Source organism: Roseivirga sp. BDSF3-8, from assembly GCF_041449215.1.
In the GTDB taxonomy this organism is placed as follows: Bacteria; Bacteroidota; Bacteroidia; order Cytophagales; family Cyclobacteriaceae; genus JBGNFV01.
In genome coordinates this window covers 767,324-790,834 of record NZ_JBGNFV010000001.1, presented here as the reverse complement: position 1 = coordinate 790,834, position 23,511 = coordinate 767,324, and the positions used below count along the sequence as shown (strand labels likewise).

At 48.4% G+C, this 23,511-nt stretch carries 17 protein-coding genes and 2 tRNA genes; 10 read left to right on the top strand and 9 right to left on the bottom strand.

Going from position 1 to position 23,511, the window contains the following annotated elements; translation table 11 throughout:
- The first annotated feature begins 62 nt into the window (after positions 1 to 62).
- The 5 genes from AB9P05_RS03045 (at position 63) to AB9P05_RS03025 (ending at position 7,586) form a co-directional block, all read left to right on the top strand.
- Positions 63 to 1,202: a cystathionine gamma-synthase gene (locus AB9P05_RS03045; RefSeq protein ID WP_371907339.1), complete on the top strand. Its 1,140-nt coding sequence runs from the start codon at positions 63 to 65 to the stop codon at positions 1,200 to 1,202.
- A gap of 137 nt (positions 1,203 to 1,339) precedes the next feature.
- Positions 1,340 to 2,056 (top strand): Type 1 glutamine amidotransferase-like domain-containing protein, encoded by a 717-nt coding sequence (locus tag AB9P05_RS03040; RefSeq protein ID WP_371907338.1) that lies wholly within the window; start codon positions 1,340 to 1,342, stop codon positions 2,054 to 2,056.
- 75 nt (positions 2,057 to 2,131) lie between these two features.
- Complete coding sequence (locus tag AB9P05_RS03035; protein ID WP_371907337.1) at positions 2,132 to 3,154, top strand: alkaline phosphatase D family protein; 1,023 nt, start codon at positions 2,132 to 2,134, stop codon at positions 3,152 to 3,154.
- Between the two features lie 287 nt (positions 3,155 to 3,441).
- Positions 3,442 to 6,606: a glycosyl hydrolase gene (locus tag AB9P05_RS03030; RefSeq protein ID WP_371907336.1), complete on the top strand. Its 3,165-nt coding sequence runs from the start codon at positions 3,442 to 3,444 to the stop codon at positions 6,604 to 6,606.
- A gap of 110 nt (positions 6,607 to 6,716) precedes the next feature.
- Entirely contained in the window at positions 6,717 to 7,586 is an 870-nt protein-coding gene (locus AB9P05_RS03025) for an SDR family oxidoreductase (protein WP_371907335.1), read from the top strand.
- Between the two features lie 73 nt (positions 7,587 to 7,659).
- Here the strand turns inward: AB9P05_RS03025 and AB9P05_RS03020 are convergent, their stop codons facing one another.
- The 3 genes from AB9P05_RS03020 to typA all read right to left on the bottom strand — a co-directional run bounded on the left by AB9P05_RS03020 (position 7,660) and on the right by typA (position 10,199).
- Complete coding sequence (locus AB9P05_RS03020) at positions 7,660 to 7,866, bottom strand: hypothetical protein (protein ID WP_371907334.1); 207 nt, start codon at positions 7,864 to 7,866, stop codon at positions 7,660 to 7,662.
- Positions 7,867 to 7,926: 60 nt separating this feature from the next.
- Positions 7,927 to 8,124, bottom strand: a complete 198-nt coding sequence (locus tag AB9P05_RS03015; protein ID WP_371907333.1) for a hypothetical protein — start codon at positions 8,122 to 8,124, stop codon at positions 7,927 to 7,929.
- A gap of 284 nt (positions 8,125 to 8,408) precedes the next feature.
- The gene (gene typA / locus AB9P05_RS03010; protein ID WP_371907332.1) at positions 8,409 to 10,199 is read right to left on the bottom strand and encodes a translational GTPase TypA; all 1,791 of its coding nucleotides are present in this window, start codon (positions 10,197 to 10,199) and stop codon (positions 8,409 to 8,411) included.
- Positions 10,200 to 10,368: 169 nt separating this feature from the next.
- Between typA and AB9P05_RS03005 the strand changes: the two genes are divergently transcribed.
- Together AB9P05_RS03005 and metG are read left to right on the top strand one after the other, a co-directional pair.
- Positions 10,369 to 12,516 carry a tetratricopeptide repeat protein gene (locus AB9P05_RS03005; RefSeq protein ID WP_371907331.1) on the top strand — a complete coding sequence of 716 codons (2,148 nt, stop codon included), beginning with the start codon at positions 10,369 to 10,371 and terminating at the stop codon, positions 12,514 to 12,516.
- A 67-nt stretch (positions 12,517 to 12,583) separates the two neighbouring features.
- Positions 12,584 to 14,635 carry a methionine--tRNA ligase gene (metG, locus tag AB9P05_RS03000; RefSeq protein ID WP_371907330.1) on the top strand — a complete coding sequence of 684 codons (2,052 nt, stop codon included), beginning with the start codon at positions 12,584 to 12,586 and terminating at the stop codon, positions 14,633 to 14,635.
- Positions 14,636 to 14,691: 56 nt separating this feature from the next.
- Here the strand turns inward: metG and pth are convergent, their stop codons facing one another.
- The 4 genes from pth to AB9P05_RS02980 form a co-directional block, all read right to left on the bottom strand.
- Positions 14,692 to 15,252 carry an aminoacyl-tRNA hydrolase gene (gene pth, locus AB9P05_RS02995; RefSeq protein WP_371907329.1) on the bottom strand — a complete coding sequence of 187 codons (561 nt, stop codon included), beginning with the start codon at positions 15,250 to 15,252 and terminating at the stop codon, positions 14,692 to 14,694.
- A 72-nt stretch (positions 15,253 to 15,324) separates the two neighbouring features.
- Complete coding sequence (locus AB9P05_RS02990; protein ID WP_371907328.1) at positions 15,325 to 15,909, bottom strand: 50S ribosomal protein L25/general stress protein Ctc; 585 nt, start codon at positions 15,907 to 15,909, stop codon at positions 15,325 to 15,327.
- Positions 15,910 to 15,930: 21 nt separating this feature from the next.
- Positions 15,931 to 16,863, bottom strand: coding sequence for a ribose-phosphate pyrophosphokinase (locus AB9P05_RS02985; RefSeq protein ID WP_371907327.1), 933 nt, complete (start codon positions 16,861 to 16,863; stop codon positions 15,931 to 15,933).
- Between the two features lie 62 nt (positions 16,864 to 16,925).
- Positions 16,926 to 16,998, bottom strand: a tRNA-Gln gene (locus AB9P05_RS02980).
- A 291-nt stretch (positions 16,999 to 17,289) separates the two neighbouring features.
- Between AB9P05_RS02980 and AB9P05_RS02975 the strand changes: the two genes are divergently transcribed.
- Both AB9P05_RS02975 and AB9P05_RS02970 read left to right on the top strand, forming a co-directional pair.
- On the top strand, positions 17,290 to 18,912 hold the full coding sequence (locus tag AB9P05_RS02975) for a tail fiber domain-containing protein (RefSeq protein ID WP_371907326.1): 1,623 nt from the start codon (positions 17,290 to 17,292) through the stop codon (positions 18,910 to 18,912).
- Positions 18,913 to 19,077: 165 nt separating this feature from the next.
- Positions 19,078 to 20,433, top strand: a complete 1,356-nt coding sequence (locus AB9P05_RS02970; protein WP_371907325.1) for a tail fiber domain-containing protein — start codon at positions 19,078 to 19,080, stop codon at positions 20,431 to 20,433.
- Between the two features lie 331 nt (positions 20,434 to 20,764).
- Here the strand turns inward: AB9P05_RS02970 and AB9P05_RS02965 are convergent, their stop codons facing one another.
- Positions 20,765 to 22,138, bottom strand: a complete 1,374-nt coding sequence (locus tag AB9P05_RS02965) for a GAF domain-containing protein (protein ID WP_371907324.1) — start codon at positions 22,136 to 22,138, stop codon at positions 20,765 to 20,767.
- A 146-nt stretch (positions 22,139 to 22,284) separates the two neighbouring features.
- On the opposite strand from AB9P05_RS02965, the gene AB9P05_RS02960 reads away from it, so the two are divergent.
- A tRNA-Leu gene (locus tag AB9P05_RS02960) sits at positions 22,285 to 22,366 on the top strand.
- A gap of 304 nt (positions 22,367 to 22,670) precedes the next feature.
- On the opposite strand, the gene AB9P05_RS02955 is transcribed toward AB9P05_RS02960, so the two are convergent.
- Positions 22,671 to 23,492, bottom strand: coding sequence for a hypothetical protein (locus tag AB9P05_RS02955; RefSeq protein WP_371907323.1), 822 nt, complete (start codon positions 23,490 to 23,492; stop codon positions 22,671 to 22,673).
- Positions 23,493 to 23,511: the final 19 nt, after the last annotated feature.

Below are 23,511 nucleotides of genomic sequence, written 5' to 3'. Positions count from 1 at the left end.
GTACTTATAGGTGTTACGTGACTTTTAAAACCCCTAACTTGCAACTGAACAAAGCAGTTTTTATGAAATTCGGAACCAAAGCCATACATGCAGGCGTAGAGCCCGACCCCACCACCGGTGCTATTATGACGCCAATTTATCAGACCTCTACCTATGTACAGGCAAGCCCTGGTGATCATAAGGGGTATGAGTATAGCCGCACCCAGAATCCCACGCGTGCGGCCCTGGAGAGCAGCCTTGCCGCCCTGGAAAATGCTAAGTTCGGCCTTTGTTTTTCCTCCGGACTCGGCGCTATCGACGCTGTGATCAAGATGTTCAGGCCCGGTGATGAGATCATCAGTACCAACGACCTTTACGGAGGAACTTATCGCCTGTTTACTAAAATATTTGAACAGTACGGCATCAAATTCACCTTTGTGCCAATGAGCGAGGCAGCCTCTGTTGAGCAGCATATCACAGATAAAACACGCCTTATCTGGGTGGAAACACCCACCAACCCCGTGATGAACATCATCGATATAGAGGCAGTAGCCAAGATAGCCAAAAAGCATAATGTACTTCTGGGGGTGGATAACACCTTCTCTACTCCTTACCTGCAGACACCAATGGATCTTGGGGCAGACCTCGTCATGCACTCGGTAACAAAGTATCTCGGTGGGCATAGCGATGTAGTAATGGGTGCATTGGTCACAAGCAGCGAAGAACTTGCTAAGAAACTGGCCTTTATTCAGAATAGCTGTGGTGCCGTACCAGGTCCTCAGGACTGCTTTCTGGTGCTGCGTGGCTTGAAAACCCTGCACATACGTATGCAGCGCCACTGTGAAAATGGCCGTAAGGTGGCTGAATACCTGAAAACTAATCCTGCTGTAGATAAATTGTACTGGCCTGGTTTTGAAACCCACGTTAACCATGAGGTAGCGGCCCGTCAGATGAGAGATTTTGGAGGTATGATTTCATTTAATCTCAAAACTGACACCCGGGAAGCAGCCTTTAAGATACTTGAGAAAGTCAGGCTATTCTCCCTTGCCGAGTCTCTTGGTGGGGTAGAGTCACTTTGCGGACACCCCGCAAGTATGACACACGCCGCTATTCCGCTTAATGAGCGTCAGAAAACAGGTGTTTCCGATTCCCTTATTCGCCTTAGTGTAGGAATTGAGGATGTGGAAGACCTCATTGCCGATCTGAAGCAGGCCCTTTCATAAACCCCAAAACAAGACTATTACTCAGCCACCTGTTTATCTCATAAAGCAGGTGGCTTTTTCATATAACTGCTTTCCCCTGCGGGATCCCTCACTGGCATTTTCTTTCATTTCTCTTATCTTTCAAAAAATACCAGTGTATGCAACAGATCGTAGCTATGGGAGGCGGAGGGTTTTCTATGGAACCTGATAATCTCCTTTTAGACCGTTTTATCTTTTCCTTAGTACCCCATTCTCACCCGAAGGTATTGTTGCTCCCAACCGCCAGTGGTGATTCCGCCGATATGATAGACCTATTTCACGACTGTATTGGGAGGCAGTTACAGGCCCGTACCGCAGTACTACGGCTCACAAAGGAGCGGTACGACAACCTGGAGGATATAATGCTCTCTGCAGATATTATATATGTGACGGGCGGACATACCACCTATATGCTGGATGCCTGGAAATTATATGGAGTGGACAGGCTGCTCAGGCAAGCCTGGGAAAGGGGGACCATGCTGGCCGGAGTGAGTAGCGGTAGCGCCTGCTGGTTTCAGGAAGCCCTTACAGACAGCAATCCCGAGGGGCTGTCACCAGAGCCTTGTCTGTCACTTTTGGAAGGCAGCCACTGCGCCCACTACGAAAATACCGGGAGAAGGCCCGCATTCCACAGCGCCATTGATAAAGGGAAAATAATGCCGGGCTACGGGGTTGAAAATTTTGTAGGCATGTACTTTAAAGGCACAGTCCTGCAGGGAGCCTATGCCTCACGCGAAGGGTACAATGCCTATAAAGTAGGTCCCGGCGGGCACGGAATTGAGGAAAGCACCATACCCTGTACCTACCTGGGCGACCTTCTGCATAAAAATTCATGATTTCCTGATATAGCAGTTTCACCCCATAGTGAAATTTTAGTTTTATTGCGGCTGATTAATTCAAAGTAAAGCCTCATGATGCTGCGTTTAACACTCCTCACCTTATTCTTCTTTCCTTTTGTCACCTCCTGCTCACCCGATATTAGCCCCGCTTCGGATAACATCCAGCCCCTTCAGCGAATCACATTTGGTTCCTGCAGCCATCAGGAGAATGAGGAGCAAATGTGGGACGAGATCAATGCCACAAACCCCGATCTTTATATCTGGCTAGGGGATAATATCTACGGTGATACCCGCGATATGGGAGTAATGCGCGAAAAATACGAGAAGCAAAAGAGCTACCCCGGCTACCGTGAGCTTACCAGTAATACCCCCGTAGTTGGTACCTGGGACGATCATGACTATGGTATTAACAATGGAGGCAAAGGCTATTCCATGAAGGAGGAAAGCCAGCAACTGGCCTTGGATTTTCTCAACGTACCTGCTGATGCGCCTGAACGTAACCGCGAGGGATTGTATAGCTCCCATACCTTCGGGCCGGAAGGTAAAAGAGTACAGGTGATCCTGTTAGATGTCAGGTATTTCCGTGATACCGTTTATGTGAAAGATGGTATAAGCCAGCCAAACCTCGATGGTACCATACTGGGTGAAGCACAGTGGGACTGGCTCGAGGAGGAACTGGATAACAGCAAGGCAGATTTGATCCTAATCGGCAGCGGTATACAGTTTATCCCCACAGAGCATCGCTTCGAGAAGTGGGCAAACTTTCCTAACGAACGCACGCGCTTGCTGAATCTGCTGGCTGATAGTGATAATAAGAACGTAATACTACTTAGCGGCGACAGGCACATTGCCGAAGTGAGCCGCATACAGCCCGGCGATATGGATGCCCCCGTATATGAAGTGACCAGTAGTGGCCTTACACACACGTGGAGAGAAGCCTCTGAAGAAGCAAACCAATACAGGGTAGGGGACCTGATTATCGCCCGTAATTTTGGTTTAATGGAAGTGGACTGGTCAGGATCAGATCCTTCCGTTACCGTAAAGATACTGGGAAAAGAGCGTGAGGAATTAGGTAGCTACCAAATAGAATTCTAAGCCCGGGAGAGAGATTCGTTCTAAGAAGCGTAACAAAAAAGTCTTCGTCTCATTGAGGCGGAGACTTTTTTGTTACTAAAGTAGCTGTAGAGATCATTTTAGGCCGGTGCAATACCGTATAAGTTCAGTTGGCAGGCAATTAGTTTAAAAGGTACCACCCATCCCTCAAAGTATCCGTTTAAATCTTGTCAATGGCGTATTTGGAAAATGATGTGTTGATTAGTAGGGTATAGAGTGAAGCCCCGTGCCGGGGGTGATCGATTTACCCAAATAATTAGTAGACACATATGACGAAAACCATACCCCGCTTATTGTTTCTTTTGATACTGGTGGTACTGGCCTTACCGTGGGAGGCAGATGCCCAGCGACGCAGATCGAAACAGGCCACATCAGATTTTAACGAAAAGTTATATGATGCCCTTGAGTGGCGCAATATAGGACCTTACAGGGGGGGGCGATCCGCAGCCGTAACCGGCGTGCCAGGCAAGCCTAACTTGTATTACTTTGGCTCCACCGGAGGAGGCGTATGGCGTACCCGTGACGGAGGTTCATCCTGGGAGAATATTTCCGATGGCTATTTTGGTGGCTCCATTGGCGCCGTATCTGTAGCTGAAAGTGATCCTAATACAATCTACGTAGGCGGTGGAGAAGTGACTGTCCGCGGTAATGTATCCCATGGCAGTGGTATGTGGAAGTCTGTGGATGCCGGCAAGACCTGGGAGCAGATCGGCCTGGAAAAAAGCCGCCATATTCCCCGCGTAAGAATCCACCCTGACAATCCCGACCTTGTTTACGCTGCGGTACTGGGGGACCTCTATAAAAGCTCTGAGCAGCGCGGCGTCTATCGCAGTAAAGATGGCGGTGAGACATGGGAAAGAGTCCTGTTTGCCAATGCTGATGCAGGGGCAGTAGACCTTATCATGGACCCTGGTAACCCCCGCGTGCTTTATGCATCCACCTGGAATGTTCGCCGTACACCATACTCCCTTAGTAGTGGGGGCGAAGGCTCCGCTCTCTGGAAGAGTACCGATGGTGGAGATACCTGGACAAACCTTAGTGAGAAAAAAGGTATGCCCAAAGGCACCCTTGGTATAATAGGGGTGACCGTTTCCCCACTAAACAGCGAAAGAGTATGGGCCATAATTGAAGCTAACGAAGGTGGTGTATTCCGCAGCGATGACGGAGGCGAAACCTGGGCCCGTACCAATGATGACCGTGCCCTTCGCCAGCGTGCATGGTACTACAGCCGTATCTATGCAGATACCCAGGATGAAGATGTTGTCTATGTCATGAACGTCGCCTACCATCGCTCCGACGATGGCGGCCGTACGTTTAAATCGTTCTATTCGCCTCACAGTGACCATCATGACCTGTGGATAGCGCCTGAAGATAATCAGCGCATGATCATAGGTGATGATGGTGGTGCACAAACAAGCTACGACGGGGGGGCTAATTGGTCCACCTACATGAATCAGCCCACAGCCCAGTTCTACCGCGTCACTACAGACAACCATTTCCCCTACCGTATTCTCGGCGCTCAGCAGGATAATAGTACCGTGCGTATCGCCCATAGAACAGACGCCGGCAACATCGGAATGCGTGATTGGGAGCCCAGTGCAGGAGGCGAGAGTGCTCACCTGGCAGTAGACCCTGAAAATGATGAGATTGTATACGGTGGTAGCTATGGCGGCCTGCTCACACGGCTGGACCATTCCACCGGACAGATGCGCGTGATCAACGTATGGCCCGATGATCCCATGGGACACGGCGCAGAAGGGATGAAGTATCGCTTTCAGTGGAACTTCCCGCTTTTCTTCTCCCCTCATAATAAAGACAAGCTGTATGCCGGATCAAACCACCTCCATGTTACTACCGACGAAGGCCAGTCGTGGAAGGTTATTAGCCCCGACCTTACTCGTAACGACAGTTCCAAGCTCGGTCCCTCAGGAGGCCCTATCACAAAGGATAATACAGGTGTAGAATACTACGCAACTATATTCGCCGCCGTAGAAAGCCCTTACGAAGAGGGACTTATCTGGACAGGTAGTGACGATGGGCTTATCCATGTAACCCGTGACGGCGGTGAAAACTGGGAAAATGTTACCCCATCAGACATGCCGAAGTGGCTTATGATCAATAGCATTGATCCTGATCCATTTACCAAAGGGGGAGCCTACGTAGCCGGAACACTTTATAAAGAAGGTGACTTCCGCCCATACCTGTACAAGACAAAAGACTATGGTAAAACATGGACTAAGATTGTAAACGGCATAAAGAGTGAGCACTTCACCCGCGTGGTTCGTGCTGATCCCGGTAAGCAGGGCTTGCTATATGCCGGTACCGAAAACGGCATGTATATTTCCTTTGACGATGGAGCCAGTTGGAAACCATTCCAGCTTAACCTGCCTATGGTGCCTATTACTGATCTCGCCCTTAAGGACAATAACCTTATCGCTGCCACACAGGGCCGTAGCTTCTGGATAATTGATGATGTGACTCCCTTACATCAGCTCAATAACGAAGTGGCAGGAATGGACATGTACCTCTATAAGCCTATGGATAGCTGGCGTATGGATGGCGGCGGCGGTGGATGGGGCGGAGGTCCCTCCAAAACAGAAGGTGAAAACCACCCTGGCGGAGTCCTTGTACATTACTACATGGATGAGGAGCCTGATTCAGCCAATGCCGTAACCCTTAAGTTTCTAGACAGCAGCGGTAAGCTTGTCCGCAGCTACAGCACCGATGCCAAGGAAAAGCAGGAAATGCTGGATGTGAAGAAAGGGGCCAACCGTTTTGTGTGGGATATGAAATACGGTCCCGCAAAAGGCTTTGATGGTATGATCCTCTGGTGGGCATCACTCGGTGGGCCTACCGTACTACCCGGGGAGTACACCGTACGCCTTGTGCACGGGGCGGATTCTCTGCAGCAGTCTTTTACGCTGAAAAAAGACCCCCGCAGCGAGGCTTCGCAACAGGATCTGCAGGCCCAGTTTGACTTCCTCATGAAGCTGAGAGACAAAGTAACTGAAACCCACGAAGCCATTGCTGACATGCGGGAAGTAAAAGGCCAGATCAGCTCCCTGTTGAACCGTCTTGAAGGACAGGAAAATATGCAGGCAGTTATCGATAGTGGCAAGGCAATTAATGAGCGTCTGACCGAAATTGAGAAAACCTTATATCAGACGAAAAACCGTAGTAACCAGGATCCGCTGAACTATCCTATCAGGTTGAGCAATAAGCTGGCCCACCTTAACTCACTTACCAGCATAGGTGATTACCGGCCTACAGACCAGACCATGGAGTTCTATGATGAAGTGTCAGGTAAGATAGATGCTGAACTGGCTGACTTCAGGGAAATTCTCAGAGAAGATATTCCGGAGTTCAATCAGATGGTAAGAGATAATGAAGTGGATGCTATTATCGTAGACCAGGAGGAGACCTCCAGGCCATAGTAGCCACGTAAATTGATATGTAAAAGGCAGAAGCACCGCTTCTGCCTTTTTTTATATGCCTTTATTTTTCATTTTGCCTGTCTCGATCCGCATACAAACTTTTTAGCCAAATGAAACACACAGAAGGAATGCTCAGGGACGATGCCCTGAAAGGAAAAACCATTATTGTAACCGGCGGTGGTACCGGTCTGGGCCGTAGCATGACGACCTATTTTTTAAAACTTGGTGCTAATGTGGTGATCACCAGTCGTAAACTGGATGTGCTCAAGCAGACCGCCTCGGAACTGGAACAGGAAACAGGCGGCAAAGTATTGCCCGTAAGCTGTGATGTAAGAGAGTATGAAAGTATCGAAAAGGTGCTGGCCGAAACCGAAGAGCATTTTGGGGGGTTTGATACCGTGGTTAATAATGCCGCAGGTAATTTTATCAGCCCTACAGAAAGGCTTTCCCACCGTGCTTTTGACATAGTGGTAGACATCGTCCTCAGAGGTACGTATAATGTGACCCTTGCAGCCGGTAAGAAATGGATAGAAAAGCAACAGCCAGGTAACTTCCTCAACATAGTCACTACCTATGCCTGGACAGGTTCAGGGTTTGTTGTACCCTCTGCCTGTGCTAAAGCAGGCGTACTGGCCCTGACCCGGTCCCTGGCCGTGGAGTGGGCAAAATATAAAATACGCTCAAATGCCATCGCCCCAGGCCCCTTTCCTACAGAAGGTGCTTGGAGCCGTTTACTTCCCGGTGACCTCGTAAAAAAGTTTGATCCCAAAAACTTTGTTCCTCTTGGTCGGGTGGGGGAGCACCAGGAGCTGGCTAACCTGGCGGCCTACCTCGTGAGTGATTATAGTGCCTATGTTAACGGAGAAGTCATGACCATTGATGGCGGCGAATGGCTCAAAGGCGCAGGAGAGTTCAGTCACCTGGATGAAATTCCTTCCCAAATGTGGGACCAGCTTGAGGAAATGCGTAAGAAGAAATAAGGCAAAACCTGCCGAAAAAGAAAGGCTGCCTGTTCATAGCAGGCAGCCTTTTCTTTTTATAAAAGTTGTTGTATTAGCCAACTACACACTCTTCATCGTAAGTAAACTCGCAAGCCAGGTCGCAGGTGATGCAGATACAGGGGCTACTTGTCGCGGCGCCTGAGCAAAGAGCTGTATCGTCAGGGCAGTTTCCTTTCGTTTCTTTTGCACCACCCACAATGGCTGTTTTAGTTACAAAGCTTGATACATAGAGTTGGTTTAGGCTTAGCTTCTTTTTCATTTTGCTTAGTAATTTTGGTTAAAAAAAAGAGGCCTTCGCAGAAGACCTCCAGTATACGTGCTATGCGATAGGCTCACATAAGGCAGGATCACATGTGTTGTTTGTGCAGCCGTAAGTAATATCACAGCAAGGCCCCGTTGCATAGCACTGGGTTTCCGGCTGCGTAAATGGCTGCGGTTTCGCACCGCCTTTCAGGCTTTGTTTGTTGATTACAAAGCTGGAAATGGTCAGAGCGTTTAGTTCGAGTTTCTTCTTCATTGTTAATTAATCAAAATATTAAAAATACGTACAGCTTTACTGATAAACTGTTCACTTTGCTAAAGTACAAATGTAACCTCGAGCGATCACCTGCCACAACAGAAAAGTAAGGCAGGCATGAGTATGCTCCCTGATTCATAGGTAATAATAGCATTAATATAGGTAAACCTACGGGCACAAACAATCACTTATAAACAGAGCTTTGAGTTGCTCACTGGGCATAAAAAAACCGGCCATCGTGGAGATGGCCGGTTTTTTTGATTTATTCGATAAGGTGCTTATCCTTACTTTTTACCCCAAAGGTGAGGTTCGGTAACGATCTTACGCAGGCGTATGCTCTTAGGCGTTACCTCTACGTACTCATCCTTATTTATGTATTCCAGTGCTTCTTCCAGTGAAAAACGGCGCGGAGGGGCTATTCTGGAGCTGTCGTCCGAGCCTGCAGCACGCATGTTCGTTAGTTTTTTACCTTTTTGCAGATTCACTACCAGGTCATTGTCACGGCTGTGCTCTCCTACTACCTGGCCGGCATACAAGTCCTGTCCGGGCTCTACAAAGAAGATTCCCCTGTCCTGCAGCTTGTCCAGTGTATAGGCGGTAGCCTGTCCCGCTTCCATACTAATGAGTGAGCCATTCATACGTCCGGGGATATTGCCTTTCATCGGCTGATACTCCTTAAACCGGTGGTTCATAACCGCTTCACCTGAAGTAGCCGTGAGCACATTATTTCTAAGGCCGATCAGACCTCTGGAAGGAATGTCAAACTCCAGGTGCTGCAGGTGTCCTTTTGGCTGCATTACCTTAAGCTCACCTTTACGTAAAGTGGCCAGTTCGATTACCTTTCCACTAAATTCCTCCGGTACATCCACTACCAGGTGCTCGATGGGCTCTTGTTTCACCCCATCTATCTCTTTATAAATAACCTGGGGCTGACCTACCTGTAGCTCGTAGCCCTCGCGGCGCATTGTTTCAATAAGTACAGACAAGTGCAGGATACCTCTTCCGTATACCAGAAAGCTGTCCTCCTGGTCCGTAGGCTCCACCTTTAGGGCCAGGTTCTTTTCCAGCTCCTTTTCCAGTCTGTCGCGCAGGTGGCGGCTGGTAACGAACTTACCCTCCTTTCCGAAGAAAGGCGAATTATTGATGGTAAACATCATGTTGATGGTAGGTTCGTCTATCGCAATACGAGGTAGCGGCTCAGGGTTCTCAAGATCCGCTAGGGTGTCACCAATCTCAAAGCCCTCTATGCCTACAATAGCACACAGGTCTCCCGAACGTACAGTTTCTACCCTGCGACGGCCAAGTCCTTCAAATACCTGAAGTTCCTTTATTTTAACTTTCTGGGTACTGCCATCGGCTTTACAAAGCGCCATTTGGGTCCCTTCACGCAGGTCCCCACGGTATACACGTCCGATAGCGATACGGCCAAGGTAATTACTATAATCCAGACTGGTAATCTGGAATTGCGGAGTACCTTCTTTATATGGAGCGGCAGGGATAGATTCAATGATGGTATCCAGCAGTGGCGTGATATTGTCCGTTGGCTGGTTCCAGTCTCTACTCATCCAGCCATTCTTTCCGGATCCGTATACTGTTTCAAACTCAAGCTGCTCTTCGGTGGCATCAAGGTTAAACATAAGGTCGAATACCTCCTCATGCACCTCGTCCGGGCGGCAGTTTTCTTTATCCACCTTATTGACTACCACGATAGGCGTAAGACCAAGGCCAAGAGCCTTACCCAGTACGAAACGGGTCTGAGGCATAACACCTTCAAAAGCATCGACCAGCAGCAAAACGCCATCGGCCATTTTCAGCACCCTCTCTACCTCACCACCAAAATCCGCGTGACCCGGTGTATCGATGATGTTGATTTTAATGTCCTTGTACTGAACAGATACGTTTTTGGAAAGGATGGTAATGCCCCTCTCTCTTTCCAGTTCGTTATTATCAAGGATCAGTTCGCCCGATTCCTGATTGTCACGAAATAATTTTGCTGCATGGATAATCTTATCCACCAGAGTGGTTTTCCCGTGGTCGACGTGGGCGATAATCGCCACGTTCCTTATTCCTTCCATAATGCTTTTCTAAATGACCCGCAAAAATAGTGATTATGTTTGGGAAAACACTCAAATACTTATTAAGATTCTCTTTGATTATTTTATCAGAAAATGTATTATTTTCGGGATCAAATTAATTCTCTTTGTTGTTAAGGCTCACTAGACTTAACCTGAGCAATAAGATAAATTGAAAAAGGAACTGAATAAATATATAAAAGTCCTCTTTCTGGCCACGTTGGCTATTTTTTTAAGTTCGCAAGCTTATTCTTTTTCCAGTCAGGTAGACAGTCTGTTAAATACTATACCTGCAGCTAATCCGAACCAGCAAGTAGAGATTCTCCTTCAGACAGCTAAAAAAAGGCTGACTACTAACCCTATGCAGTCACTTCAATTCGCAAAAAAGGCGAAAGAAATAAGTGAAGAGGAAGGGAATAAAATGGGCCTTTCCCGATCCATCCGGTATATGGGAGGTGCCAAGTTCTATATGGGAGACTATTTTGAGGCCGCTTCACTCTATAGCGAAGCCAGAGAAATAGCCAGAGAAGAGGGGCTTCTTGCAGAGGAAACAGCAGCAATTAATAATCTTGGCCTGCTGCTCAGTGAGACAGGCAGCTATGACCTCGCCCTTAATTACCTCTTTCAGGCACTATCCCTTACCCCTGAAGATGACCTCGAGACCCGCAGCGTCACCCTTAATAATATTGGTCAGTTGTATGAGAAAATTAAGGATCATACCCGGGCCATGGAGTATATGAGGCGTTCCCTTGAGCTTAAAAAGCAGATCAATGACCCGGACATGCTGGCCTTTAGTTACAATCATTTAGGTAACTACTTCCTCAATAGCAGGCAACTGGACTCCGCCCGTTACTATTTCGTACTCGGTTCAGGTAGTTCCATAAAAGGTAATAATCAGCACCAGCGTGCCGTAAGCCTCCAAGGATTCGGTGATGTATACCTGTTGGAACGAAAATATGAGCAGGCCACCGAAGAATACATGGAGGCCCTCGAGATTCAGAAACGGATTAATGATAGAGCCGGGCTAAGCCTTACCTATCATTCCATAGCCGAAAGCTTTCTGGATCAGGGGAAAATTGAAAAGGCCAAAGTCTACCTTGATTCCAGTTTTGCTATTTCAGACAAGATCCGCAACCAGCAGCAAGCCCTGTATAACCTCATTCTGCTTGCAGAAATTTATGAAAAGCAAGGTAATCTGGAGAAGACCATCCAGCTGCAGAAAAAGGTTTTATCTTTGAAGGACAGCCTTTTCAATGATGAAATTGCCCGTAATGTAAGAAGTACCCAGGTTCGGTTCGATGTAGAGCAGACCCGCCGTGAGCTGGAAGGTAAAGAACTTGAGCTGGCCCTCAATCGCAGGATGCTGCTATACCTTGGCCTGTTTTCCGTATTGCTGCTTGCCCTCGTCTTCCTGCTCATGCATGGTTTCCGTATTCAGAAAAAGCAGAATGCCAAAATTGCCGAGCAGCATGACCTCATCGTCACCAAAACCAAAGAACTCTCTTCCCGTAACCAGGAGCTGGAGAGCGCCAGAAAGATTATCCAGAACCAGAACTCTGAACTTCTGGCCCTGAATGAAGGCCTTGAAAAGCAGGTAATAGACCGTACCGCTGCATTACACGAGACCAACCAAGAGCTTACCCATGCGGTAATGGAACTGGATAACTTTATATACAAAACCTCTCATGATATAAGAGGCCCTCTCGCCAGGCTAAAAGGGCTTACCAATCTTGCACTGCTCGATGTGAAAGATGATAAGAGCAGAGAGTATTTTCAGATGCTGGATTCCACTGCCGAAAGCATGGATAATATCCTGAAAAGACTACTCACAATTAATATGATCAAGAATATCGCTCCCAAGAACGAATTGGTTAGGTTGCGTGAATTGATAAACGAGATAGTCACCCAGGTAAAAGACCTGCATCCGTTCAATTTTATTGAGGTACTGAACGAAGTGGGGCAGGGACTGGAAATAAGAACGGACCCTAATCTTATCCGGCTCATACTTTTTAACCTCCTGGAAAATGCCATTAAATTTCACGATGACCGTGAGGGAGCTTACGTAAAAATCTCGGTGATGAGCGATCCACGCCGGTTTCTTATTCTCGTCGAGGATAATGGCACCGGTATCAGTGAACAGTATGGAGCCAAGGTGTTCGATATGTTCGTTTCAGCCAGCAAGAGCAGTGGCGATGCAGGCCTGGGCCTTTTCCTTACGAAACTTAGTGCAGAGCGGTTGAATGGTCATGTCACCCTCGATAATAACCCAAATTACACCCGGTTCACAGTAGAATTACCTAATCGGGTGGAACACTACTGATCATCATCCCTTGCCGTGGTCTGGCTGTATATTATTTCTATCTTTGCGCAGATAAACCAATAGTTGCATGTCCGACCAATCCTTTAAGCGGTACACCATTACCGCTGCTTTGCCCTATGCGAACGGCCCTCTGCACATAGGCCATCTGGCCGGTGCTTACCTGCCCGCTGATATTTATGTGCGATATCTCAGGCTGCAGAAGAAAGACGTAGTATTTGTATGTGGTAGTGATGAGCACGGCGCTGCCATTACTTTAAGAGCCAAAAAAGAAGGTGTAAGCCCGCGTGAAATTGTAGACCGGTATCATAATCAGATACAGGATACTTTTCAGCGTTTCGGTATGGCTTTCGATATCTACCATCGAACCTCATCCCCGCTTCATCACGAAACCTCCTCCCAGTTCTTTAAGACCCTATATGACAAAGGCCAGTTCGAAGAGCAGGTATCCGAGCAGTATTATGATCAGGAGTACGACCAGTTTCTGGCCGACCGGTATATATACGGTACCTGCCCTAACTGCGGGTATGAAGAAGCTTATGGCGACCAATGTGAAAAATGCGGTACCTCCCTCAGCCCCTCAGATCTTATAAACCCTAAATCTACACTCAGTGGCAATACCCCCATTCTCAGGGAAACCCGCCATTGGTACCTGCCCCTTAACAAGTTTCAGCCCTGGCTGGAAGAGTGGCTGCTGAAAGGAAAAAAAGGAAAGTGGAAGACCAACGTATACGGCCAGTGCAGTAGCTGGCTCAAGGCCGGCCTTCAGCCTCGGGCTATGACCCGTGATCTTGATTGGGGCGTAGATGTGCCCCTGCCCGATACCGAAGGCAAAAAGCTGTATGTATGGATGGATGCCCCTATCGGGTACATTTCAGCCACCAGACAATGGGCAGAGGAAAATGGTAAAGACTGGAAAACCTATTGGCAGGCATCAGATACCGCCCTCATCCACTTTATCGGCAAGGATAATATCGTATTTCATTGCATTATCTTCCCCTCCATACTCAAGGCCCATGGCGCCTACATTTTGCCTGAAAATGTGCCTGCAAATGAGTTTTTGAATCTGGAAGGCAAAAAGATCAGTACCTCCCGTAACTGGGCCATATGGGTGCACGAATACCTGGATGACTTTCCCGGCAAGGAAGACATACTCCGTTATGCCCTGTGTGCGAATATGCCCGAGACCAAAGACAACGACTTTAGCTGGAAAGACTTCCAGATGAAGAATAACAGCGAGTTGGTAGCCATATTGGGTAATTTCGTGAACCGCACCCTGGTACTTACCCAAAAGTATTATGATAAGGTAGCTCCCAAACGCGGCCAACTACAGCCTATCGATCAGGAGCTGATAAAAGAGCTGGCAGAAATACCCGGCCGAGTCTCTGCCTCACTGGATGCCTATCGCTTCCGTGAAGCACAGGCAGGCATGATGGACCTGGCCCGTGCAGGTAACAAGTACCTGGCAGATACAGAGCCCTGGAAAATGATCAAGACAGATCCTGAACGGGTCAAAACCATCATGAACCTTGCCCTGCAGGTGACCGCGAACCTAGCCATACTCATGGTGCCATTCCTGCCTCATAGTAGCGGAAAGCTATATAGCATGCTCCAGCTTGATAAACTGGACTGGGATAAAGCCGGTGACCATAGCCTGATCGCGGAAGGACATACAATTGGCACTCCCGAGCTACTCTTCACCAAGGTAGAAGACGAAACCATAGAAGCACAACTGAATAAACTCATGAACAACGCAGAAACTCCACAGGCTCAAGCACAAGTAACGCCTGCCAAAGAAGAAATCGTATTCGACGATTTCATGAAAATGGATATCCGGGTTGGCACCGTAATCGAAGCTGAGAAGCTCAAGAAAAGCAAAAAGCTACTTAAGCTGACCATAGATACAGGGATAGATAAGCGTACCGTACTCAGTGGTATTGCCGAGCACTTCACGGCTGAGGAGGTTACCGGTAAGCAAGTATGCGTACTCATAAACCTGGCCCCTCGTAAGATGATGGGCATAGAAAGCCAGGGAATGGTATTGATGGCCGAAGATGCCGATGGCAGTCTGCGCTTCATTTCACCCGGCGAAGCCACGGCTAATGGCGCAATGGTAAGCTGATGCCACAATAAACTCATTACAAAAAGAGGGACACCCCACCGTGTCCCTCTTTTCGTTTAGTCATTATACTGGCTCATTGTTCTGTCTATACCTGTCGTGGTGAAGCCATAGACCATGTCACAGGCTTTATCCAGCGCAAAAGGCAGCTCATCAAACTGCTCACGGCTAAACCGGCCCAGTACATAGTCCACCTGCTGACCCTTACCAAAATCATCCCCGATACCGAATTTCAGGCGCGGGTATTTTTGTGATCCCAGGCACTTCTCAATGTCTTTGAGGCCGTTATGCCCCGCGCTCGATCCTTTGGCCCGTAATCTCAGTTTGCCAAAAGGCAGCGCAATATCATCCGTAATGACCATCAGGCGTTCCGCCGGTACCTTCAGCTCATTCATCCAGTAGCTCACCGCCTTTCCGCTCAGGTTCATATAAGTCGTAGGCTTAATCAGGTGGATAGACCTTCCTTTATGTTTTATCTCCGTGACAAACGCATGTCTGCTGTGTTCAAAGGTAGCCTCATGTTTCGCGGCAAGTTTATCCAGGGTAATGAAGCCGATGTTATGCCGGGTGTCTTCGTACTCGGGGCCTATGTTCCCCAGTCCTGCTATCAGGTATTTCATGATCCTTATGTTACAAAAAAAATCCTGCCGGATTTAAGGGCAGGATTTAATCTTTTATTAAACCGGAAAGGATTAAGCGTCTTCGCCCTCCTCATCAGTTTTCTTACCACGCAGAGCACGAGGAATGATCACAGTAGCAATAGAAACACTATTGTTGTTCTGGATCTCGTAGTTCTCCTGCTTGATCTCTCCAACCTTTACAGACTTACCAAGGTCAAGCTTGCTTACATCTACCTCAATGTGCTCAGGCATATCTTTAGGAAGAGCCTTCACACGCAGGTGACGAACTTTAAGCTGCATTTTACCACCTTTAACGATACCAGGAGCGTTACCTTTAAGTTTCACAGGGATGTTCATCTTTACAGGACGATCCTCTTTCAGCTTAAGGAAGTCAACGTGCAGAATAGACTCACTTACAGGGTGGAACTGGTTGTCCTGCATAATGCAGTCATACTCCTTACCCTCTACGTTCAGTTTTACAAAGCGTGCCTCCGGAGTGTAGATAAGGTCACGGAAAAGGATAGCGGGGCTGTAGAAGTGCTCCTGCTCGCCATCACCGTATACCACGCAGGGTACCATGCCTTCTTCTCTAAGTCGCTTTGATTCCGACTTACCGAGATTTGCTCTTTTATACCCTATAATCTCAATAGTTTTCATAATATGAATTTGTTAAAATGATTACTTAACGAAAAGAGAACTGATAGACTCCTCGTCGTGAACCTTACGGATTGCTTTCGCAAAAAGTTCAGCCACAGTTAGTATCCTTATTTTATCTGACTCCCCTTTAAGAGGGATCGTATCAGTCACCACCAGTTCTTCTAGTGCCGAGCCGTTGATGTTTTCATAGGCTTTGCCGGACAGCACAGGGTGCGTACACACTGCCCTTACCGTTCTTGCACCTTTTTCTTTCAATATAAGGCTTGCCTTAGTGATAGTGCCCGCTGTATCGATGATGTCGTCAATGAGGACCACATCCCTGTCAGTCACATCCCCTATCACCTGCATGCTGGCAATTTCATTAGGGCGTTTACGATGCTTATCGCATACAACCATATCCACCTCCAGGTACTTGGCATACGCTCTGGCGCGGCCCGTTCCTCCCACGTCAGGAGAGGCAATGATCAGGTTATTGTCTTTACTTAGACTTCGCAGGTAAGGCAGGAATATAGCATTACCATCCAGGTGATCAACCGGGATATCGAAAAAGCCCTGTATCTGGCCTGCATGCAGATCGCAGGTCATCACGCGGCTCGCTCCGGCTGCATTCAGCACATTGGCCATAAGCTTACCCGCTATGGCCACCCTGGGTTTATCCTTCCGGTCCTGACGGGCATATCCGAAATAAGGTATGACGACTACTATTGAACGAGCACTGGCCCGGCGGGCAGCATCGATCATAAGCAGAAGCTCCAGAATATTATCGGCAGGGGGGAAGGTAGACTGGATAAGGAAAACATCAGCTCCACGGACACTCTCATTATAATGAATGCCTATTTCTCCATCGCTGAACCGTTGGGCAGTTATCTCACCTAGGGGTTTGCCATAATAGTGAGCAATTTTTTCGGCCAGATACTTCGAACTCGTACCGGAAAACAGCTTGACAGAGGACATGTGGAGCGCGCTTTGATTGTTAGTTTAAACAAGTAATCCCGGTAAAAACCGGGATTACTTAGTTGCCCGACTAGGGCTCGAACCTAGACTCTTCTGAACCAAAATCAGACGTGTTGCCAGTTACACCATCGGGCAGTCTCAAACTATCTTGCGTTTGGGATCACAAATGTAGAGGCTTTTTTATTTTTTTCAAACCCAACCCATAAATTTTTATCCAAAATTCTCAGCCAGGTTTTAAGACATCATACAGTGAAAATAGGCTTTTTTTCTTTAAATTATAATACCGGAAAAGCTAAACCACATCTATGACATTTCTCTATCTCCTTCCCGCAGTGTTCCCGCTGCAGCATTTTCCCCTGTGGCAGCTTTTCCCCTTGTGCCGCATTCTATTTTTTCAATCATACAATCAACCAAACCATCATTTTTATGAAAAAACGTTTATTAACACTCGCCACAGGGCTGGGAGTCCTCCTTAGCTTTGCAAGTTCCCCAGGCTATGCCCAGTGGACCTTTAGCGGTACCAATATCTACAACACCAATTCAGGAAATGTAGGTATAGGAACAACTACCCCCGCTACAGACCTTGAGATAGTGGACCGCAGCCCCATACTTCGTATCCGTTCCAATAGCGCCCCCAGCCCCGCTATTCTTGAGACCAATGCCAGCGGCGTATCCGGCTTTTTCGAATCCATTATTGACCCCTGGGTAGGCGTAAGGATACGCGTAGATGAAAACAGGCCCTTCGATATCCTTACCAACGACATAAGCCGGGTCACCGTAACCGGTACTGGCAACGTTGGTATAGGTACACGAAATCCCCTCAACAAGCTACAGGTACAAGGGGGCAATGTGAGCCAGGTAAGCAGCGGTAGCCTTGGCGATCCTAATAGTAAATGGAGTGCACTTGGTGCCCCGCCTTCAGCTTTTCCCACAGGAGGAGATTATTTCGGCCTCTTCCATAACTGGGAGCAGCAAAACTTTGTCACAGGCCTGCTGGACAATGGCACCAAGAAAGACGGCCTTATAGCCTGGCAGGACCAGACCTCCAGCAGCACGACCTCCGGCACACGGCTCAGGATCGGTTTCATCAAAGGCTTTGGTACCGGCACCTCCAATCCGGCTACCTTTTCCGAAAAAATGACCATCCTGGCTAATGGAAATGTCGGCATCAACCTCACCAACCCTTTCAGTCCGCTGGATGTAGACGGCGATATCAGATCCAGGACAGGCTTACGCGTAGGGTCAGTAGAAGAGTTTACAGATGGCGGAGCAAACACCTTTGCCAGTAATGCAACCATCCGTCCTACCGGCACCTTTCAGGACCTCGGAACCAGTACGGACAGGTGGGATTTTGTTTACTGCGTAACCTTAAACGAATCCTCAGACAAGCGACTGAAAAAAGACATAAAAAAAAGTGAATACGGCCTTGACCATATTATGCAGATAAGGCCGGTAAGCTATAAGCTCAGGGATAAAGGAAACTCAGCAAAAGTAGAGCTCGGCTTTATTGCACAGGAGTTATATAAGATAATACCAGAGGTAGTAAGCAATCCGGCTACCGAAGTACACATGGACGAAAACGGCAATGAGGTAGTCGGTAATCCCGATGGCATGATGGGCATAAGCTATACCCGCATGATCCCCGTACTCGTACAGGCCATACAGGACCTTAAGGCCGAAAATGATGAGCTCAGGGCAATAGTTGAGAATAGCCGCAGTGCCAGTGAGGCCGATACTGAGGGGGAGGAGAATAACCGCTCCGGTATAGCCGACCCTGCAGGCGCGCTCGTACCTAGATTATTGCAAAACAGGCCCAACCCCTTTAATACAGAAACCGTCATTGAATACGAATTGCCACAAAACGTAAACTCCGCCATACTTTATATATATGACATGAATGGCCGCCAAATCAGGAAAGTGGATCTGAGAGATAGAGGAAAGGGTGAATTTACCCTCGATGGTTCTGTTCTCAGAGCGGGCATGTACTTATATAGCCTCATTGCAGATGGCAAAGAAGTCGATACGAAGCGAATGATTTTAACTGACTGATAGTGAGTTAGTAGTGTTGATGTGATGTGTGTTTCCAATCAACAGTTTTATTAATGAAAAGGCCTCCATCGCGGGGCTTTTTTTGATTAAATTAACTGAGTATCAAGGGTTACCCAGCTCCCTGCCCTCTATTAATGGTATATATCTAAACCAAACCACTTTTTTATGAAACGACACATACGGAATCTATCTCTCAGCCTGCTTATTTGTTTACTTTCCTTTTCAGTACATGCACAGTGGAGTACATCAGGAAGCACAGTGTATTATAATGGCCGGGTAGGCGTAGGAACCAGCAGCATGGTAGGTTCGGCAGATCTGACAGTTAAAAGCCAGAATACCTCCGGCTACGGAGGTATGGCCGTGCAGGTGCTTGGCAGTAGTGAGAGACCTTTTTACAGTTATGCCACCAGCCTTGGCATACGTGCCTGGCACTATTTTGACGAGACAGACGATGCCTGGAAGCTATACGCCAGCGGAGTCCGCATGACAGTAAAAAACACAGGTAATGTGGGTATTGGCACCACCAACCCTTCAGAAAGACTCGAGGTCAACGGAAACATTGCCTTAAGCGGCAGTACGCCGACATTACAACCCGTCAGTGTGACAGGCACCAACGGGAAAAACATCAATGTCGTAGGCGGTGAAGGCGATGGAGGCGGTAGCGTCTACATTACCGGCGGTAATGATAATGGCTTCAATGCCGGCGGCATGGTTTACATACAGGGCGGCACCGGTAATGCTATTAATGGCTATGTAGTGATCGATGGCGGCCACAATGCTTCCAGCGGAACCTCCAGCGATATAGTGCTCGGGTACAATTATGGCCGTGTAGGGGTAGGAGTCTTTTATCCTACTTATAAGCTGGAGTTGCCTAATATTTCCAGTACAGAAGGTCGTGCGCGAGCCAATGCCTGGATGACCTACAGCAGCCGCAGGTTCAAAGAAAATATAAGAGCTGTAGAGTCCCCCATGAAAAAACTTATGGATATGAAAGGCGTGCAGTTTGACTGGAAAGAAAAAAATGGTGGCCGTGCAGACTATGGCTTTGTAGCAGAGGATCTGGCAAAGGTCCTGCCCGAGGCAATAGACTGGAATGATGAAAAGACTGAAGCCATCGGTGTAAATTACAATGCAGTCACGCCCGTATTAGTAGAAGCACTGAAGCAACTGCAGCAGGAGGTAGATCAACTCAGGAATGAACTCACCAAAGCAAGGCAAGGCCACGAAGCCAGCCCCTACGGAGATAATCCCGAAAATGTAATCCCCGAATTGATGCAAAACCAGCCAAACCCCTTCCAAAACCAGACCCTTATCCGCTTCAGGCTTCCGGAAAGTGTCAGTCAGGCAGACCTGCACATTTACGATATGCAGGGCAAAGAGGTCAAGACCATTTCACTCAACCAACGTGGTGAGGGCGAAGCCGTATTAGAAGGGTACGAGCTCCAGCCGGGCATGTACCTCTATAGCCTCATTGCCGATGGCAAAGAGATAGACACCAAGCGGATGATCCTAACCCGGTAAGTTCACCCTTCCACTTCAGAAATAGCAAAAAGGCCGCCCTTCAGGTGCGGCCTTTTTGCTATTTCATTCACCAAATTCCCTTCCCCGGATAATTAGCACCAATAAAGGTGCGCAGCAAAAAATTCCTACTCCGCTAGCCAGCGGAGAGGTGTCCGCAGAGCGAAAGAACCGTATGGACTCAAAATCAGGTGAAGATAACAGGATGAAGAGTACAGCGAATAAAGCCTTGCGGACGGAGGAGTACCCCCGGCTGGCAGCCAGCCTTGATTAAGAGTAGCTGACTCTAATGCCCTGTTACCTCTTCAAAAGAAAGCCCCATCCACACCTCAAATCACCCTGCCGATTCACTGCTCCCCTCCAATTCCGCAATCCTGTCCAGGTATTCACGCTCCTTGCGTTGCATCTCTTCCTGCGTAGCTTGAAGCTCCTCCATGTTTTGCCTCATTTCCTCTTCCTGAGACCTCATTTCCTCTGCCTGTGACTGTACATTTAGCAGTAGTGCGCGCGTACGTTCGTTCAGCTTTTCAGATGAAATAAAGGCCGCCAGGTTTTCACCCAACTGCATCAGAAAGTCAATATGATGCTGTTCAAATTCGCTAAAGCCGGCCAGTTCCAGCAGGCCTTCCACCCGCTCATTCACCATCATCGGTACGATCAGGATGCTCTTGGGTGTGGCCTCCCCCAGCCCCGAGGTGATGTTTATGTAGTTTTTTGGTGTTTCAGTCAGGTGGATGTAGTCCTGCTCCAGGTAAGCCTGCCCAAGCAGGCCCTGACCCGGGGCAAATTCCTTTTCCATAAACTTCTTTCGGCCGTAGGCGTAGCAGGACAGTAGCTTTATACGTGGTTCCGAGCCGTCCTCCTCATAATTAACCGTGAACAGGCCACCCTGATTCATCCCCATATACTTCACGATCTCCGAGATAAGCCGGTCGCCCGCTGTCTGCAGATCACTGGCATCCCTCCAGATACCCGATAGAAGGGCCAGCCCCTCCGAAGCCCAGCTACGCTGCTTTTCCACCTCACGAGCCTCCTGCAGTGCCGTAAGGTTCTTTTTCATGTCATCTTCACTTTCTTCAAGCTCCCGGTTGCGCCGGTTCATATCACCTATCAGCGTATTAATACGGTCCTCAGAGCGTTTATTGATTATAGACATCAGTACCACCAGCGACAGCCCTATAGCCAGACCCAGTACCATACTCAACGGGTTCAGATATCCCTCCCTCAGTACAGTTATATCCAGATCAGTTTCCAGTGTATCTATTACCTGCTGTATCCCCAGTACACAGGATGCAGCTATAACAGTACTCAGTATAAGAGGTATACGCTCGCGCAGGTCAAACAGTACCAGAGGAAGAAAAGTAAAGGAAACCATGATCATCATAATACTTGGCTCAGCCTTTTCCCCTTGCGGGATAAGATAAGCATGGTACACCGTAGCCAGTATCACCGGCAAAATGCTAAGCAGAAAGCGGCTGCCCACAGGAAGGCCCACGGCATTCATAGCCATAGCAGCAGCACAAACCACCCCACCCGCTACCGGTATCCACGTAAGACCAGGGAAGTGAATAAGGGAAATCCCTACGAAGGGAAGCGCTACTATCCCAATGATAAGAAGAGCGATCCCATTAGACAGGCGAATTTTATTATTGAGATAATCCGGAAGCCCCTCGTTAGTTCCGATATTGGTGATTCTTGTCAGGTTCATGTTATAAAGCGTTTTAGAGCAGGTTTAAGCGTTTTGGCCCATAGCCAACTCCAAGACTACGGATTAATTTTTGATCTCTAAAGTTTCTATTTCCGTCTGGCGGTTGCTTATATGAAGGGTTTTAAAGATATTTGCCACCTGCTTATGCCAAAGTGGCGGAATTGGTAGACGCGCACGACTCAAAATCGTGTTCCTTCGGGAGTGTGGGTTCGATTCCCACCTTTGGTACTATCGGGAATAGACGTTTAAGGACGCTATTCCCGATTTTTTTTATCCTCGTCGCTTTCCTGTCCCTTCTCTTTTCTCCATTTGAGGTGTTTTTAAGGCAAATATTACAATAGATGGTTTTGTGTCTGGTTTCTGCAATAGGGAACCCAGTCATTGTACACGCTCAAGGCAGTCGGTCGCCCATCACTGAAGGCAGAGTGTGCAGCGTAGCTATTCCTATACACCGCGGAGCCCCAGCCGGCGCTGTAATGTTAAACCTGTAGCCAGCGCATTTTCCAGCCATCACCCCTTCACCAGGCTCATATCAACCCCCTCGGGCGGTTGTCTTTATCCTTTCATCCGGACCCTGCCTTTGTGGCCTCCTGCCGGCGGCGGCGTAGCCTTTCGGCACACAGTCTCCACATCTCCCTCCTAAGGCCCGCTTCGAAGCCCCATCTGAGCCTACCCATGGTGCCCCGTTAAAGCCCGGATAACCATGAGTCCCGTAGCCACCCGGCTCCCCCGTCCATCGCGCGTTATGCACAGAAGCCGGTGAACGCAGTCCAACCTCATCACCCCCTGCCACTATTTCCTCCTTATATACCGTCACATTTCCCGCCGCGTCCGCCGCTTCCACAAGTACGTAACCCCCATTTATCAGATCCACATCAGCACCCAATACATAAGCATACATCTTGTTGGCTATCAACTCATCACATTCGCCCTTTTCCCATACTGCCCCCCTTCCATCCATCACCGTTACCGTCACAGAACAAATGCCAAAGTCATCAGACGCATACACCTCCAGCGCCTCACCCGCCAGTCCTGTAAACCCCTCTGCTACCACCTTTTCCACCACCGGAGCATGCATATAGTCCCTCACCGCCAGGTTTTGCCAGGAAATAAAGCCCCCCGCTGCCGCCTCATACTTCGCAAAGAGCCCCGCATCCTCCTTCACCCGCTTGCTATACGCCGTGGCCTCCCTGAACCGTCTGTGATGCGCCTTTTGCTTTTCACTCAGAGGTTTCGATGATTTTACCGGTCGGGCAGACACAATCGTCCTACCCGCCCGCTGCCGGTACACAATTGCACCGCGTACCATGCCTCGGGCGCCTTCTATCCACGGGTTATTCTCTATGATTGCCATTCTTAGGGAGCGTTCATTT